The following is a 13,630-nucleotide window of genomic DNA, read 5'->3' as shown; positions in this document are numbered from 1 at the left end:
GATACCGGACCTACTGGAGCAACGGGGGCTACTGGCGACATCGGACCTGTCGGAGCAACGGGGGCCACTGGCGATACCGGACCTGCTGGGGCAACGGGTGCTACTGGTGACATCGGACCTGCCGGAGCAACCGGACCTACTGGCGACACCGGTCCCACTGGGGCAACAGGTGCCACTGGCGATATCGGGCCTACCGGGGCAACGGGCGCTACCGGCGACATCGGACCTGCCGGAGCAACCGGCGCTACTGGCGACACTGGACCTACCGGAGCAACCGGACCTACTGGTGAGATCGGGCCTACTGGAGCAACTGGTTCTACAGGGGCTACTGGCGAGATTGGGCCTACCGGAGCAACGGGGGCTACCGGCGAAATCGGGCCAACAGGTGCTACCGGACCTACTGGAACAACCGGCGCTACTGGCGACACTGGACCTACTGGAGCAACCGGCGCTACTGGCGCTACTGGCGCTACCGGACCTACTGGATCAACTGGTTCTACGGGGGCTACTGGGCCAACTGGAATTACCGGTGCTACTGGCAGTACCGGACCTACTGGGCCAACTGGGATTACTGGTCCCACTGGCAGTACCGGACCTACTGGATCAACTGGGATTACCGGTCCCACTGGCGGTACAGGACCTACTGGGCCAACAGGTCCTGTATTCACAGAAGGGTTTTCAGCTTTCAGGAATAATTTAACAGTTAGTGGATCTACCACAATCAACAACTGGAGCGTTGCAGCACCATATTTCACAACACCGGCATTTAACCCTACTACTGGCATATTTACTGTTCCTGCAACAGGAAGGTATGTATTTGAGGCCACAATTAACTACTCCACTACTGCTGCAGTTAGCCTTTCTATAGGAGCTGGGATTAATCCTGCATTTGAAATTAGAAGAAACACTTCTTCTAATATAATTAGCGGTCTGTTCCCGATTTTAAATATAGCTGTAACATTATTAACTTTAAGAGCTATATTAGGAAGTGGAACCGTGACATTGACGGGGGAAGCACAGTTAACTGCCGGGGATACTATTGATTTGCATTATCAATCTGGCGGTTTATCATTAACTCTTAATTTAGGAGGAACAGGCGCTTCATCTACTGGTATTGTATGGTCCTGTCACCGAATTTCTTAGAGGCTGAATAGACATTTTATACAGAGAAATTAAAATGCCACTTCCCAAGAAAACTTGAGAAGTGGCATTTTTTTGTCTTCATTTTTACAATTACTAGTTTAACTAGTAATTACATCATTCCTGGCATACCCATGCCGCCCATGTCCGGCATACCGCTGCCTGCTGGTTCTGGGATGTCTGCAACTACTGCTTCGGTTGTTAAGAACAGTGAAGCCACTGAAGCTGCATTTTGTAATGCTGAACGTGTTACTTTTGCTGGGTCAACTACACCCGCTTCAACCATGTTTACCCACTCGCCTGTTGCCGCATTGAAACCAATGCCTACTTCTTCGCGTTTTAAACGGTCAACGATAATTGAACCTTCTAAACCAGCGTTTTCAGCAATTTGACGAACTGGCTCTTCTAATGCACGTAAAATAATGCGTACACCAGTTGCTACATCGCCTTCTACTTGATCCAATACTTTTTCAACTGCCGCGTATACATTTAGAAGTGCTGTACCACCACCTGATACGATACCTTCTTCTACTGCTGCACGAGTTGAGTTCAATGCGTCTTCAATACGTAATTTGCGCTCTTTTAATTCTGTTTCTGTTGCAGCACCAACTTTAATAACTGCAACACCACCAGCTAATTTAGCTAAGCGCTCTTGTAATTTTTCTTTATCGAATTCTGATGCTGTTTCAGCAAGTTGTGCACGGATTTGGTTAACGCGACCAGCTACTGCATCTGTGTTACCAGCACCCTCAACAATTGTTGTGTTATCTTTTGATACGATAACTTTAGCAGCACGACCTAAAGATGATAAATCAGCTGATTTTAAATCCAAACCAAGATCTTGTGTAATTACTTGACCTCCAGTTAATACAGCAATATCTTCTAACATTGCTTTACGACGGTCACCGAAGCCTGGAGCTTTAACTGCTACTGCGTTGAAAGTACCGCGTAGTTTATTTACTACCAAAGTTGCAAGTGCTTCACCTTCAACATCTTCAGCAATAATTAAAATTGGACGACCTTGTTGAACGACTTGCTCTAATACCGGTAAAATCTCCTGAATGTTTGAGATTTTTTTGTCAGTAATTAAAATGAATGGGTTGTCAAGTACCGCTTCCATTTTATCTGTATCAGTAACCATGTAGTGTGATGCATAACCACGGTCAAACTGCATACCTTCTACAACATCTAATTCGGTTGTAAAGCCTTTTGATTCTTCAATTGTAATAACGCCGTCGTTTCCTACGCGCTCCATCGCATCTGCAATGTATTGACCGATTTCTTCATCTGATGAAGAGATTGCTGCTACCTGTGCAATTGATTCTTTGTTTTCTACCGGGCGAGCAATAGTTTGTAACTCTGTTAATGCTGCTGCTACTGCTTTATCCATACCTTTACGAATACCAACAGGGTTTGCACCAGCTGTTACGTTTTTAAGTCCTTCGCGAATCATTGCTTGCGCTAGAACTGTAGCTGTTGTTGTACCGTCACCCGCGATTTCATTTGTTTTAGAAGCTACTTCTGCTACTAATTTTGCACCCATATTTTCATATGCGTTTTCTAATTCAATTTCTTTTGCGATTGATACACCGTCATTTGTAATAAGTGGAGAACCGAATTTTTTCTCTAAAACAACGTTACGCCCTTTAGGTCCTAAAGTTACTTTTACAGCGTTAGCTAATTTATCTACACCAGCTGCCATTAATGAACGTGCTTCTTCTGAAAACTTAATATCTTTTGACATAATTCATTTTCCTCCTAAAATTTACGATCTATTTTTTAATTTATTGTTTATGAAGATGTGCAGCTAGCAAAGATTAATATGTATAACTAGCTGCAGTTTTCTTTTGATTTTGTAATTATCCGACAATTGCAAGTACATCGCTCTCACGTAGGATTAAATATTCTACGCCGTCGTACTTAACTTCCGTACCAGAGAATTTAGAGAAGATAATTTCGTCGCCTTCTTTTACGTCAAGCTCAAGACGAGTGCCGTTGTCAAGAACACGACCTGTACCTACTGCCACAACTTTACCTGTTTGTGGTTTTTCTTTTGCTGAGTCGGGTAAAACAATACCAAATGCTGTTTTTTCCTCTACCTCAACAAGTTCGATAATGATGCGATCTCCTAATGGTCTTAACAATAGAAACAACCTCCTAAAAAATTTTCTATTTTTAGCACTCTCGTTTGTCGAGTGCTAACACATTTATTAGTTTAAAGAATTCCATATTTTTTTGCAAGTATGTGCACCAAAAAAATTTTGATTTATTGGCAAATTCCTCTACAATAATGTTTAATGTATAACTGTGGGGCATTCATAAGAGCCCATAGTAAATTCTATAATAGAAGATACAGCATTCCTCATGCGTTTTGGGATGTGTAATTCTACTAGTCTTTAAGAGAAAGAAGGTTTTTCATTCGTGACTTCCCGTTCATCAGATAAGTTCAAAACGCAGAAGACCGCATTTTATGTGTTACTAACTTATATCATCTGTCAGTTATCAGTCTTATTACTTATATTCATTCCCGGCTTAAAAGATTCCCTTTTACAATTATTTTCTGGTATATCTGAGCAGGATAAACTTATAAAATTATCTGCTTGGTGGTCAACTGTATCATTTGCGGTTGCCTTTATTGTGAGTTTTATATTAATCTCCCGCAATAAGCAATTCTGGGAAGTGTTTAAAGGAGAAAAAGCATCAATAGGAGCTTCTATCGGTTGGGGGATCATCGGTTTCTTCCTAGTCTTTTTAGGGCAGACAATCGGCGCCTACATCGAGCTCGCACTTGGAATTGATATGGGCTCGGAAAATACGGAAGCAATTATGGGGGTCACAAAGGTAGCACCGATTATGATCCTTGCTACTGTCTTTTTAGGACCGATTTTGGAAGAGCTTGTATTCCGCCGTGTTATTTTCGGATCGATTATTCAAAACTATAATTTCTGGATTGCGAGCATAATTAGTGCAATTGTATTCGCTGCGATCCATATGGATTTTACGCACATTTTATTGTATACAATATGCGGTATGATCTTCGCATTTTTATACCATAAAACAAAGCGTCTTCTCACACCGATTATCGCCCATATTCTATTGAATGGTTTCGTCACATTTATCCAAATGAATGCCGATAAGTTTCAAATATAACTTTTGCCCGCTATATAGAATAGCGGGTTTTTTATATTCCCATATATATAGAAAATAAAAAAACGCTACCTCGTTCGATAGCGTTACGTTAACTATTATTCATCTGTTCCATTTGCCTACGCTGCATTTCAAGTAGCTCCTCTACTTGCAGTTCACGTTCACGTTCTTCTTCTGCTAATATGCGTTCTTTTTCAGCCACTTCATATTTTCGATAACCGAGACGTGCAATGACAATACTCAGTTCATATAAAACAAATAGCGGAATCGCAATAATGATATTCGATACTAAATCAGGCGGTGCCAGCAATACCGAAATTACGATCAATACAAAATAGGCATATTTTCGAAATTTCACCATAAGCTTCGGGCTGATGATTCCGAGACGAGAAAGAAACAGTGTAACAACAGGCAATTGAAATAGCACCGCAAAGGGTACAATTAACTTAATTAGAAATGAGAAGAATTCATTAATACCGATTGTTTGCGTAATGTTCAAATCATTGGATAAATCCGTCATAAAGCGCATTATAAATGGAAATAACACAAAATAAGCAAAGGCTATTCCCCCTATACACAGTACAAAAGCATACGGAATATATTTCAATGTTGCCTTACGTTCTGCCTCATGCAAACCAGGTGTTATAAACGCCCATAGCTGGTAAAGCAATAATGGAGATACAATAACGGCAGCTACAATAAATGTAACTTGTAAATAAACGGTTAAAGGATCTGCCGGACTAAATGCGTTCATTGAAAAACTGGCAGCTAGATCACTGCGTTGAATGTATCGAATAAGTGGTTTCGCCGTATAGAAACCGATGAAAAGAGCCATCACGAAGAAAATCGCTACGAAAAATAGGCGTTTTCTAAGCTCTTCCATATGTTCAACTACGGTTAATTCTCTTGAATTCATAGCAAGACATCCTTATTTTACTTTACTTCGTTTTTTTCGTTCTCTTTATGTTCAATCACTTTTTTCTTTGTATCGAAATCGTCATCGTCATCCGTCAAGCCTTTAGTAGCGCTACGGAATTCACGTAAAGTTGTCCCCATCGCACGACCTAATGATGGCAATTTTTTGGGTCCGAATATTAACAAAGCAATCAGCCCAATGATAATCAGGCTCACAGGTGTAATCGCGTTTAGATGTACTATCACTATAGCCACCTCCTCTATTATTATGTATATTTTACATTAATTAACTAGAATATGCTATTTATAGTAATGAACATTTTATTACTTACCTGAGTTTCGCACTAAATACGTAAGAGCCTGTAGTTCTACCGATAGATCAATGTTCATCACTTTAATCGTATCGGGAACAGATAATCGTACTGGTGTGAAATTTAATATACCTTTTGCATTTATTTTAACGAGTCGGTCTGTCATCATTTGTGCTGAGCGGGATGAAACCGTTAATATTGCTAACTCCGCGCCAAATTCCTCATACATTTCCTCCAAACGATCTGGATGGAATACTGGAATATCACTGATCGTCGTTCCTTCCATCGGTGCCTTCGTATCAAATGCAACAACGATACGCGTGTTATGATTTTTTTGGAAGTTATATTTTAGTAAGCCATTTCCCAGATTCCCGACCCCTATTAATGCAACATTCATCACCTCGTCCTGGTCCAGAGTTTGACGGAAAAATTCGAGTAAATACTGGACATCATATCCATATCCCTTTTTACCAAGTGCTCCAAAATAAGAAAAGTCACGTCGAATCGTAGCCGAATCTATTTTCATCGCATCACTTAATTCCTGTGAAGAAATACGCTTTTTACCTTCAGTTGCGAAGTTTTTTAAAAATCGATAATAAAGAGGAAGTCTTTTTGTTGTTGCTTGTGGAATTTTTACTTCTTGTTTCACACATTCTCCTCCTATGTACATTTGGAAATCTTTTTCAAATAATGCCCCGTATAACCTGTCGAGGATGACCAACTTGATTTAATCACATAGTTGTCGCCAAGCGATATGACACGCTTAACATGAACTCCACTCTTTGTGCAGAAGCAAGTTAATCTTACTAAACAAGGAGCGACAAGTAAAGTATCCATCGTTGCGTACAATGTTCCCATCCATTAAACTAAATAGGAGAAACTGAGGTGTAAACATGATTGTCTTACAAGTAAATCAATTATATAAATCCTTTATTACAGATGAAATATTAAGCGGTGTAAAATTAGAAGTACAGCACCGTGATCGTGTGGCATTAGTAGGACGAAACGGTGCCGGCAAGTCCACGTTATTAAAAATAATTGCCGGACAAATGAGCTATGACTCTGGTGAAATTATTATTCCAAAAGATATCCAAGTCGGCTATTTAGAGCAGCATGCAGGCATTGACTCTGAACTTTCGATTTGGGACGAAATGATGACAATTTTCGTAAACCTGCAAAATCAGGAGAAAACGTTGCGTCAACTTGAACAGCAAATGGCCGATCCTGCAATATATGAAGATAGCGAACAGTATGCACGCATTATGGCGGAATATGATCAGTTGCAGCATGACTTTAAAGATGCAGGCGGTTACCAGTATGAAGCCGATACCCGCTCTGTTTTACATGGCATGCAATTTTTCCCTGAAGATTATCAAAAGCCGATTCGCTCTCTATCCGGCGGACAACGGACACGCCTAGCCCTGGCTAAGCTTCTTTTGTCAAAGCCTGACCTCCTTATTTTAGATGAGCCGACCAACCATCTGGATATTGAAACACTTTCCTGGCTGGAAGGCTATTTAAAAGGTTATGATGGCGCGATTTTAATTGTTTCGCATGACCGTTATTTCTTAGATCAGGTCGTGTCGATTGTTTACGAAGTGTCTCGTACAAAAGTGTCGAAGTATGTAGGGAACTATAGTGCCTATTTAGATGAGAAGGCGAAAAACTATGAACGTGATTTAAAAATGTTTGAGCGTCAGATGGATGAAAAGGCCAAACTCGAAACATTTATCCAAAAAAACCTTGCCCGAGCTTCAACTACAAAGATGGCCCAGTCGCGTCGTAAAGTGCTGGAGAAGACAAGTTGGATGGAATCTCCTGATGGCGATGAAAAGAGTGCCAACTTCGGCTTTACAATTGAGCGCCAAAGCGGAAATGACGTGCTGTCGGTGGATAATTTAACAATCGGTTTTACGGACAAGGCTATTTCCAAAAATATTGGGATGCGCGTCTTTAGAGAAGATCGTATTGCACTTGTCGGTCCAAACGGTGTGGGGAAATCTACCTTATTGAAAACAATCGTTCAAGATATCGAGGCACTGGCCGGGGATATCCGTTACGGTACGAATGTTCAAATCGGCTATTATGATCAGGAGCAGGCGAAGCTTCATTCAAATAAATCTGTACTTAGTGAGCTTTGGGATGAATGGCCATTACTGAATGAAAAGGATATCCGCAACATTTTAGGTCGCTTCCTATTTAGTGGAGATGATGTATCAAAAACAGTAAACTCCCTATCAGGTGGAGAAAAGGCGCGACTTGCACTTGCTAAGTTAATGATGCAAAAATCAAATTTCCTTGTACTTGATGAGCCGACAAACCATTTAGACTTGGACAGTAAAGAAATATTGGAAAATGCCTTAATTGATTATCCCGGTACACTGCTATTCGTTTCGCATGACCGCTATTTTATCAATCGTATCGCTACTAAAGTCGTTGAACTCTCAGGCACAGGTTCTTTCGAATATTTAGGTGACTATGATTACTATGTGGAAAAGAAAGAGGAGCTTGAAGAATTAGCTGCAATGAAAGCCGCAGCAATTGAAAAAAATTCAGCTGAATCGACTGTTCAAACAAAGACCACATCGATGATTGATAAGGATGCGAAAAAAAGAGAACGTCAAATTCGTCGTGCAATTGAAGATATTGAAAAGCAAATGGGCGCTTTAGATGAAAAAATCGCCATCTTTGAAGAACAACTTTGTGATCCTGACATTTATTCGGATCATGAAAAAACATTAACAATTCAATCTGAACTGAATGATGTTAAAGAACAGCATGAAGTATTTGAAATGGAATGGCTTGAACTAAACGAAGAGCTTGAACAGCTATAATTTATGGAGTGTCCATCAACATATGGACACTCCTTTTTTATATGTACACGAAAAGTCTTTTTCTACAGAAACATATTTATTGTATTGCTATTGTATAATACTAAACCTTTCTATCACCCTATCTACATAATAATCATATATATAGGTCAATACGCCAAATTTCTACAAATTTCTCCACAATTTTATTCACAATATAAATCTAGTAATATCAACATATCAACATAGTTTTCCACATTATCCACATTTAAAATCTAAGTTATACACATTGCTGTGTGAAAAAGACACTACTATATATAGATAAGTCACATGTTACCCACAAGTTATACACAGTTTGTGTATAAGTACGCATGTTCGCAAGTTTTTTTGTGGGTATTTAACTTTATCTGTGGATAATTTTCAGAAAAGTTGAACAGTCAATAAAAACTTGTTATAAATGAGATTTATCCATCATAAATTACTAGATTCGACTTTTTTATATTATTGAAAGAAAACAAATTAAGAAAAAATTATTTTCTATACAAAAAAAGCATGAGAAAAGGATGTACTGCTACATCTTTTCACCATGCTTATATACCCTATTTCCAGCTCAAGAGCTCCATCCCAGGTCGCCCATTCATAGCTAAATTACCACGAACCCCTGCTTCATACATTTCATATGCAGCTGCACCAATCATTGCAGCATTATCTGTACATAATTTTAAAGGCGGTACATAAAATGGAATACCTTCTTCTTTAAACGCAAATTCCAACGCTGTACGTAGTCCTTTATTGGCTGATACACCGCCAGCTGCAATTACTTGTTTTACCTGAAATTCACGAGCTGCTCGTACTGTCTTACCTGTCAATACTTCTACTACACTGTCTTGGAAGCCTTTTGCAACATTTTCGGGAATAATTTCTTCACCGCGCTGATCCAAATTATGTTTATAATTAATCACTGCAGATTTCAAGCCGCTGAAGCTAAAGTCGTATGAACCTTCCTCCAACCATACACGCGGGAAAGGAACGGCTTCTGTCGCTTCATGTGCAAGTCGGTCAATATGAGGACCACCCGGATATGGCATATTCAATACGCGCGCTACTTTGTCATATGCTTCACCTGCAGCATCATCACGTGTTTCACCGATAACTTCAAATGAACCATGTTCACGCATTAGGACAAGCTCTGTATGTCCACCTGAAACAACGAGTGCCAACAGTGGAAATTCCATTGGCTGTACTAGATTATTTGCATAAATATGCCCGGCAATATGATGTGTCCCGATTAATGGCAAACCGTGTACAAAAGCGAAAGCCTTAGCCGCATTAATACCGATTAACAAAGCACCCACTAGTCCTGGTCCTTCAGTTACGGCAACAGCTGTTAATTCTTTCGGTTCCATATTTGCCTGCTTTAATGCTTCTTCTAAAACAATTGTCATTTGTTCAACATGGTGACGTGATGCGATTTCCGGGACAACCCCGCCGAAACGCTTATGGCTTTCAATTTGTGATGATACAACATTCGAAATAATCTCTGTGCCATTTTTAATAATGGCTGCTGCTGTTTCATCACAGCTAGTTTCAATTGCTAATATATAGTTATCCATTATAAATTCACCCACATTACTAACGCATCTTCCTGGTTATCCGTATAGTAGCCTTTACGAAGTCCTCCATCTTGGAAACCAAGTTTGCGATATAAATTTTGTGCAACAGTATTTGTTACACGTACTTCTAAGCTCATGACGTCCATATTTGCTTCTTTTGCTACTCGCATCGCTTCACGCATAAGTGTCTCACCAATGCCTTGACCACGTACAGATTGTACAACCGCTACGTTTGTAATCTGTGCTGCATCAATAACAAGCCAAATTCCACAGAAACCGATAATTTCGCCGTTCTCGTCTTCCGCCACTAAATAATGGGCATATTGGTTTTCGGTCATTTCGTAATAAAACGAATCCAATGTCCATGGTGTAGGAAATGTTGCAAGCTCAATTTTATGAACAGCCTTAACATCATCTATTGTCATTCTGCGATACTGTACCATTAAAGTTGCTCCTTTTTCTGTTCCTTTATCCAATTCGCTTCGGCTTCTGCAATACGGCGATATTGGGGAACAAAAGCATGGACTGCCTCAACTGTCGGTAATGGCATTTGTTGTGCTAAAGCAATTAGTTCGGATGCACGCGGTAAATTCATTGTATATGGCGCACGGATAGCGGAATCACCTAATACTTGCTGAATTTTTTCCATGTATAAATCGACATCTGTTCCGACAAACAATATTGGTCTTTCTAATTGCTGAAGCTTCTGTAATAACCCGTCGATATGATCATGATAATCTTCAACAATCGGCTCCATAGTATCTGATTCATAAACACCGGCATATACATTTTGACGACGGGCATCGATTAATGAACAAATTGCAAAGTTTGCAACACGGGCATTTGCAGCCAGTGCTTTCAAGCTTGATACGCCAACCAATGGCTTTTGCAATGACCAGGCCAAAGTTTTGGCAATAGTGACACCAATACGGACTCCTGTATAAGAGCCGGGACCTTCTGAAACGGCAATCGCGTCAATTTGTGCCGGTTTTAAGCCTGCTCTGTTTATAACTTCTTCAATTGCCGGCATTGCACCAACTGAATGTGTCAATTTTATATTTTGCACGACTTCTGCAATTACTTTAGTATCTTGTACTATGGCGACAGAAAGCGGTGCATTTGCTGTCTCTATTCCTAACCAAATCATTTTAATAACTCCTCACAAAGACGAACATACTTTTCGCCTATCGGTTTCAATACAAATTTGCGTTTCGTTTCATCGATGCGTGTAATTTCAATTGCTAAACGCTCTTCAGGTAAATCTTCCTGTATAAGATGTGCCCATTCCACAACTGTTACAGCATCTCCATAAAAAATTTCTTCCCAGCCTAAATCTTCATCGCTATCTTCCAGACGATATACATCCAGGTGATTAAGCGGAATACGTCCTATATATTGCTTCATAATCGTAAATGTTGGACTATTGACCGTTCTTTTTACGCCAAGCCCTTTTGCAAAGCTCTGTGTAAATGTCGTTTTGCCAGCACCTAAATCACCTTCAAGGGTAATCGTATACTGTGGCTCGACTAAGTCTGCCAGTCTCATCGCAAGCGCTTGCGTTTCTTCCAGCGTATTTACATCTTTTTCAAATATCATTTGATTGCTTCCTTCCACAAAAAAATCCATTATCTCTAGTTTACTTGAACTGAAGCAATTGTTCAAAATGTATCACTTTTAGATTGGTTCTTACTCAACTACGTTAATATAAAGTAGCTGTGAAAAAAAGAAAAACACTCATCTTTTCTAAGAAAAAGTGAATGTTTTCGGACTTCCCTTTATTTGATTTTCATTCTCGAGATTGTTTAGGCTATTGGAGAAATACTATGAGCATCCCCATGCTTAACCACATTTTCTGCTGATCACTAACGCTTTGACTTACCTTTACGTTCCACAACTTCTTTTTTAACCAATACATCATTCTCAAATTTTAAGCGATATCCTTTCGTCAGCAGAATTTCGTCGTTCCATTCATAAGTACCGTTTTCTACTTCCTGACCGGCCCCTCCTGAAATGCGGACTACTTCTAAATAAGACATCCCTTCTTTTACTTCTTCATATTCTTCTTCATTCATGTATTTTTGCCAAACATATGTATTACTTTCCTCTATCTCTAAAACTTCATCCTGACAAGCTGTTATTAGCATTGTCAGCAACATAACGAGACAAATAGACAGGAAGACATAAAAAGCCTTTTTATTCATTCGTATCCCCCCTCAATATCCTTATGAAACCATTCCCGAAATTAAGCGGTTCAAACATTACCAAGAGGAAAAGGAGAATACGAACGTATTCGCATCCTCCCTATTTAAATAAGCTTAAATTTTTATATTCTTTAATAATCTTTACTGCCTTATATACCCGGAATCCAACCTGGTCTTGACAGGATCTTCTCCATTAAAGGACCAGGAATTACAGTATCAATTTTTTCATCATAAGCTGTTACAACGTTTTCCTCATTGTATACCTTTTCCACCCAATGCGGCTCAATTAACAGAGCACGACCAAGTGCTACTAAATCTGCACCTAACTGTAATGCTTGTTCTGCTTCTTCACGAGTATAAATTGATCCGACACCAATTAACGGTTTACGTCCATTTAATAAGCTGTGAATTACAGAAATACGGTTTTGTTGACCGTTTTCATAACGATGTGTTTCGGATTTGAAATCTCCAAGTGAAATATGCAAATATGTTAGCGCTGTTTTCGCTAATTCATCTACTAATTTGACTGTATCATCCATTGTAATACCATCTTCTTCAGGCTCTTCCGGGCTGAAACGGTAACCGACGATAAACTTTTCATCTGCATATGTGTTTTTAACTTTAATTACTTCATTTACCACTTCCAATGGGAAACGCAATCTATTTTCAAATGTCCCGCCGTATTCATCTGTTCTTTTATTTGTAAAGGCAGAGAAATACTGTTGAATCAAATACGTATTTGCACCATGGATTTCAACGCCGTCAAAACCTGCTTCAACAGCTCTTCTTGTTGCTTCAGCATATGCTTTAACCATTTCTTTTGTTTCTACAAGAGTTAATGCACGTGCTTCTTTTTTCTCAATTGTAACAGCTGTGCTTGCACTTACAACATCTCCATTTGGTACTAAATGTTGTAGTGATTGTCGGCCTCCATGATGAATTTGTAAAACCGCTTTAGCACCGCCTTGTTGAATAGCCTGTGCAATTCTTCGCAAGCTTGGAATATAGCGATCTTCATGAGCGGCGATTTGTCCTGGGAATGCTTTTCCGTTTGCTGCAACATATGCGCATGCTGTAATGATCATTCCAGCTCCTTCAGCACGTTCTTTATAATATGTGATTTCCTCATCGGAAACTGTATCATCTTCATTTGCAGAGTAGGTTGTCATAGGTGCCATAACTATACGATTTCGTAGTTCAACCTGTTCATTCAATTTAAATTTTTCAAAAAGTGCTTTCATTAAAATTCCTCCCTTTTGCTATGTATGTACTTTAACGAAACTGTATTTTATTTTCAAGTTAGAGGTCCTCTTTAATTTTAAATATTCATTTTAAAACAACAAAAAAACCACTGATTCCTCAGTGGTTTTGCGTGTGCGAAGCGACGTCCTACTCTCGCAGGGGGAAGCCCCCAACTACCATCGGCGCTAAAGAGCTTAACTTCCGTGTTCGGTATGGGAACGGGTGTGACCTCTTTGCCATCATCACTTCAC

The 13,630-nt window shown here is 39.6% G+C and carries 13 protein-coding genes, 1 rRNA gene and 1 pseudogene; 3 read left to right on the top strand and 12 right to left on the bottom strand.

From position 1 onward, the window contains the following. Positions 1-1,143, top strand: a pseudogene (locus ACQKN3_RS19720) (collagen-like protein); the annotation flags it as partial. Between the two features lie 109 nt (positions 1,144-1,252). Here ACQKN3_RS19720 and groL read toward each other — a convergent pair. Further along, positions 1,253-2,884: a chaperonin GroEL gene (gene groL, locus ACQKN3_RS19715; protein ID WP_251691682.1), complete on the bottom strand. Its 1,632-nt coding sequence runs from the start codon at positions 2,882-2,884 to the stop codon at positions 1,253-1,255. Between the two features lie 115 nt (positions 2,885-2,999). Beyond that, entirely contained in the window at positions 3,000-3,284 is a 285-nt protein-coding gene (gene groES / locus ACQKN3_RS19710) for a co-chaperone GroES (protein WP_008408486.1), read from the bottom strand. A gap of 277 nt (positions 3,285-3,561) precedes the next feature. Here groES and ACQKN3_RS19705 point away from each other — a divergent pair, with 277 nt between their 5' ends. Continuing rightward, the gene (locus ACQKN3_RS19705; protein ID WP_427714252.1) at positions 3,562-4,290 is read left to right on the top strand and encodes a CPBP family intramembrane glutamic endopeptidase; all 729 of its coding nucleotides are present in this window, start codon (positions 3,562-3,564) and stop codon (positions 4,288-4,290) included. An 88-nt stretch (positions 4,291-4,378) separates the two neighbouring features. Here ACQKN3_RS19705 and tatC read toward each other — a convergent pair whose 3' ends face one another. From tatC to ACQKN3_RS19690, 3 genes are all read right to left on the bottom strand, one after another. Further along, complete coding sequence (gene tatC, locus ACQKN3_RS19700; protein ID WP_251691678.1) at positions 4,379-5,203, bottom strand: twin-arginine translocase subunit TatC; 825 nt, start codon at positions 5,201-5,203, stop codon at positions 4,379-4,381. A 17-nt stretch (positions 5,204-5,220) separates the two neighbouring features. After that, positions 5,221-5,448 (bottom strand): twin-arginine translocase TatA/TatE family subunit, encoded by a 228-nt coding sequence (gene tatA / locus ACQKN3_RS19695; RefSeq protein WP_008408483.1) that lies wholly within the window; start codon positions 5,446-5,448, stop codon positions 5,221-5,223. A gap of 78 nt (positions 5,449-5,526) precedes the next feature. After that, complete coding sequence (locus ACQKN3_RS19690; RefSeq protein ID WP_251691674.1) at positions 5,527-6,162, bottom strand: redox-sensing transcriptional repressor Rex; 636 nt, start codon at positions 6,160-6,162, stop codon at positions 5,527-5,529. Between the two features lie 244 nt (positions 6,163-6,406). Here ACQKN3_RS19690 and ACQKN3_RS19685 point away from each other — a divergent pair, with 244 nt between their 5' ends. Then, positions 6,407-8,347 carry an ABC-F family ATP-binding cassette domain-containing protein gene (locus ACQKN3_RS19685; protein WP_251691672.1) on the top strand — a complete coding sequence of 647 codons (1,941 nt, stop codon included), beginning with the start codon at positions 6,407-6,409 and terminating at the stop codon, positions 8,345-8,347. 575 nt (positions 8,348-8,922) lie between these two features. On the opposite strand, the gene tsaD is transcribed toward ACQKN3_RS19685, so the two are convergent. From tsaD to rrf, 7 genes are all read right to left on the bottom strand, one after another. Beyond that, on the bottom strand, positions 8,923-9,936 hold the full coding sequence (gene tsaD, locus ACQKN3_RS19680) for a tRNA (adenosine(37)-N6)-threonylcarbamoyltransferase complex transferase subunit TsaD (RefSeq protein ID WP_427714249.1): 1,014 nt from the start codon (positions 9,934-9,936) through the stop codon (positions 8,923-8,925). Next, positions 9,936-10,379 (bottom strand): ribosomal protein S18-alanine N-acetyltransferase, encoded by a 444-nt coding sequence (gene rimI, locus ACQKN3_RS19675; protein WP_251691668.1) that lies wholly within the window; start codon positions 10,377-10,379, stop codon positions 9,936-9,938. Before rimI ends, tsaD begins: the two co-directional genes overlap by 1 nt. After that, on the bottom strand, positions 10,379-11,083 hold the full coding sequence (gene tsaB, locus ACQKN3_RS19670; protein WP_427714246.1) for a tRNA (adenosine(37)-N6)-threonylcarbamoyltransferase complex dimerization subunit type 1 TsaB: 705 nt from the start codon (positions 11,081-11,083) through the stop codon (positions 10,379-10,381). The genes rimI and tsaB overlap by 1 nt, the downstream gene beginning before the upstream one ends. After that, entirely contained in the window at positions 11,080-11,532 is a 453-nt protein-coding gene (gene tsaE, locus ACQKN3_RS19665) for a tRNA (adenosine(37)-N6)-threonylcarbamoyltransferase complex ATPase subunit type 1 TsaE (protein ID WP_427714244.1), read from the bottom strand. Before tsaE ends, tsaB begins: the two co-directional genes overlap by 4 nt. A 266-nt stretch (positions 11,533-11,798) precedes the next feature. Continuing rightward, a complete protein-coding gene (locus ACQKN3_RS19660; protein ID WP_251691661.1) occupies positions 11,799-12,137 on the bottom strand; it encodes a hypothetical protein in 339 nt (112 codons plus the stop codon). A 149-nt stretch (positions 12,138-12,286) separates the two neighbouring features. Further along, on the bottom strand, positions 12,287-13,378 hold the full coding sequence (locus ACQKN3_RS19655) for an NADH-dependent flavin oxidoreductase (protein ID WP_427714241.1): 1,092 nt from the start codon (positions 13,376-13,378) through the stop codon (positions 12,287-12,289). Positions 13,379-13,513: 135 nt separating this feature from the next. Further along, positions 13,514-13,629: ribosomal RNA gene (rrf, locus tag ACQKN3_RS19650) — 5S ribosomal RNA — on the bottom strand. Position 13,630 lies beyond the last annotated feature (1 nt).

The organism is Solibacillus sp. NPDC093137 (assembly GCF_050280445.1).
Lineage (GTDB): Bacteria > Bacillota > Bacilli > Bacillales_A > Planococcaceae > Solibacillus > Solibacillus isronensis_B.
The sequence above is the reverse complement of the archived record's forward strand: the minus strand, read 5'-3'. Positions and strand labels throughout refer to the sequence as shown.

What these genes read in the sequence shown, in the direction of transcription:
- tsaD (WP_427714249.1), bottom strand. Translation starts at nt 9,936, where the DNA reads ATGGATAACTATATATTAGCAATTGAAACTAGCTGTGATGAAACAGCA.
- ACQKN3_RS19655 (WP_427714241.1), bottom strand. Translation starts at nt 13,378, where the DNA reads ATGAAAGCACTTTTTGAAAAATTTAAATTGAATGAACAGGTTGAACTA.
- tsaB (WP_427714246.1), bottom strand. Translation starts at nt 11,083, where the DNA reads ATGATTTGGTTAGGAATAGAGACAGCAAATGCACCGCTTTCTGTCGCC.
- groL (WP_251691682.1), bottom strand. Translation starts at nt 2,884, where the DNA reads ATGTCAAAAGATATTAAGTTTTCAGAAGAAGCACGTTCATTAATGGCA.
- ACQKN3_RS19685 (WP_251691672.1), top strand. Translation starts at nt 6,407, where the DNA reads ATGATTGTCTTACAAGTAAATCAATTATATAAATCCTTTATTACAGAT.
- rimI (WP_251691668.1), bottom strand. Translation starts at nt 10,379, where the DNA reads ATGGTACAGTATCGCAGAATGACAATAGATGATGTTAAGGCTGTTCAT.
- ACQKN3_RS19660 (WP_251691661.1), bottom strand. Translation starts at nt 12,137, where the DNA reads ATGAATAAAAAGGCTTTTTATGTCTTCCTGTCTATTTGTCTCGTTATG.
- tsaE (WP_427714244.1), bottom strand. Translation starts at nt 11,532, where the DNA reads ATGATATTTGAAAAAGATGTAAATACGCTGGAAGAAACGCAAGCGCTT.
- tatC (WP_251691678.1), bottom strand. Translation starts at nt 5,203, where the DNA reads ATGAATTCAAGAGAATTAACCGTAGTTGAACATATGGAAGAGCTTAGA.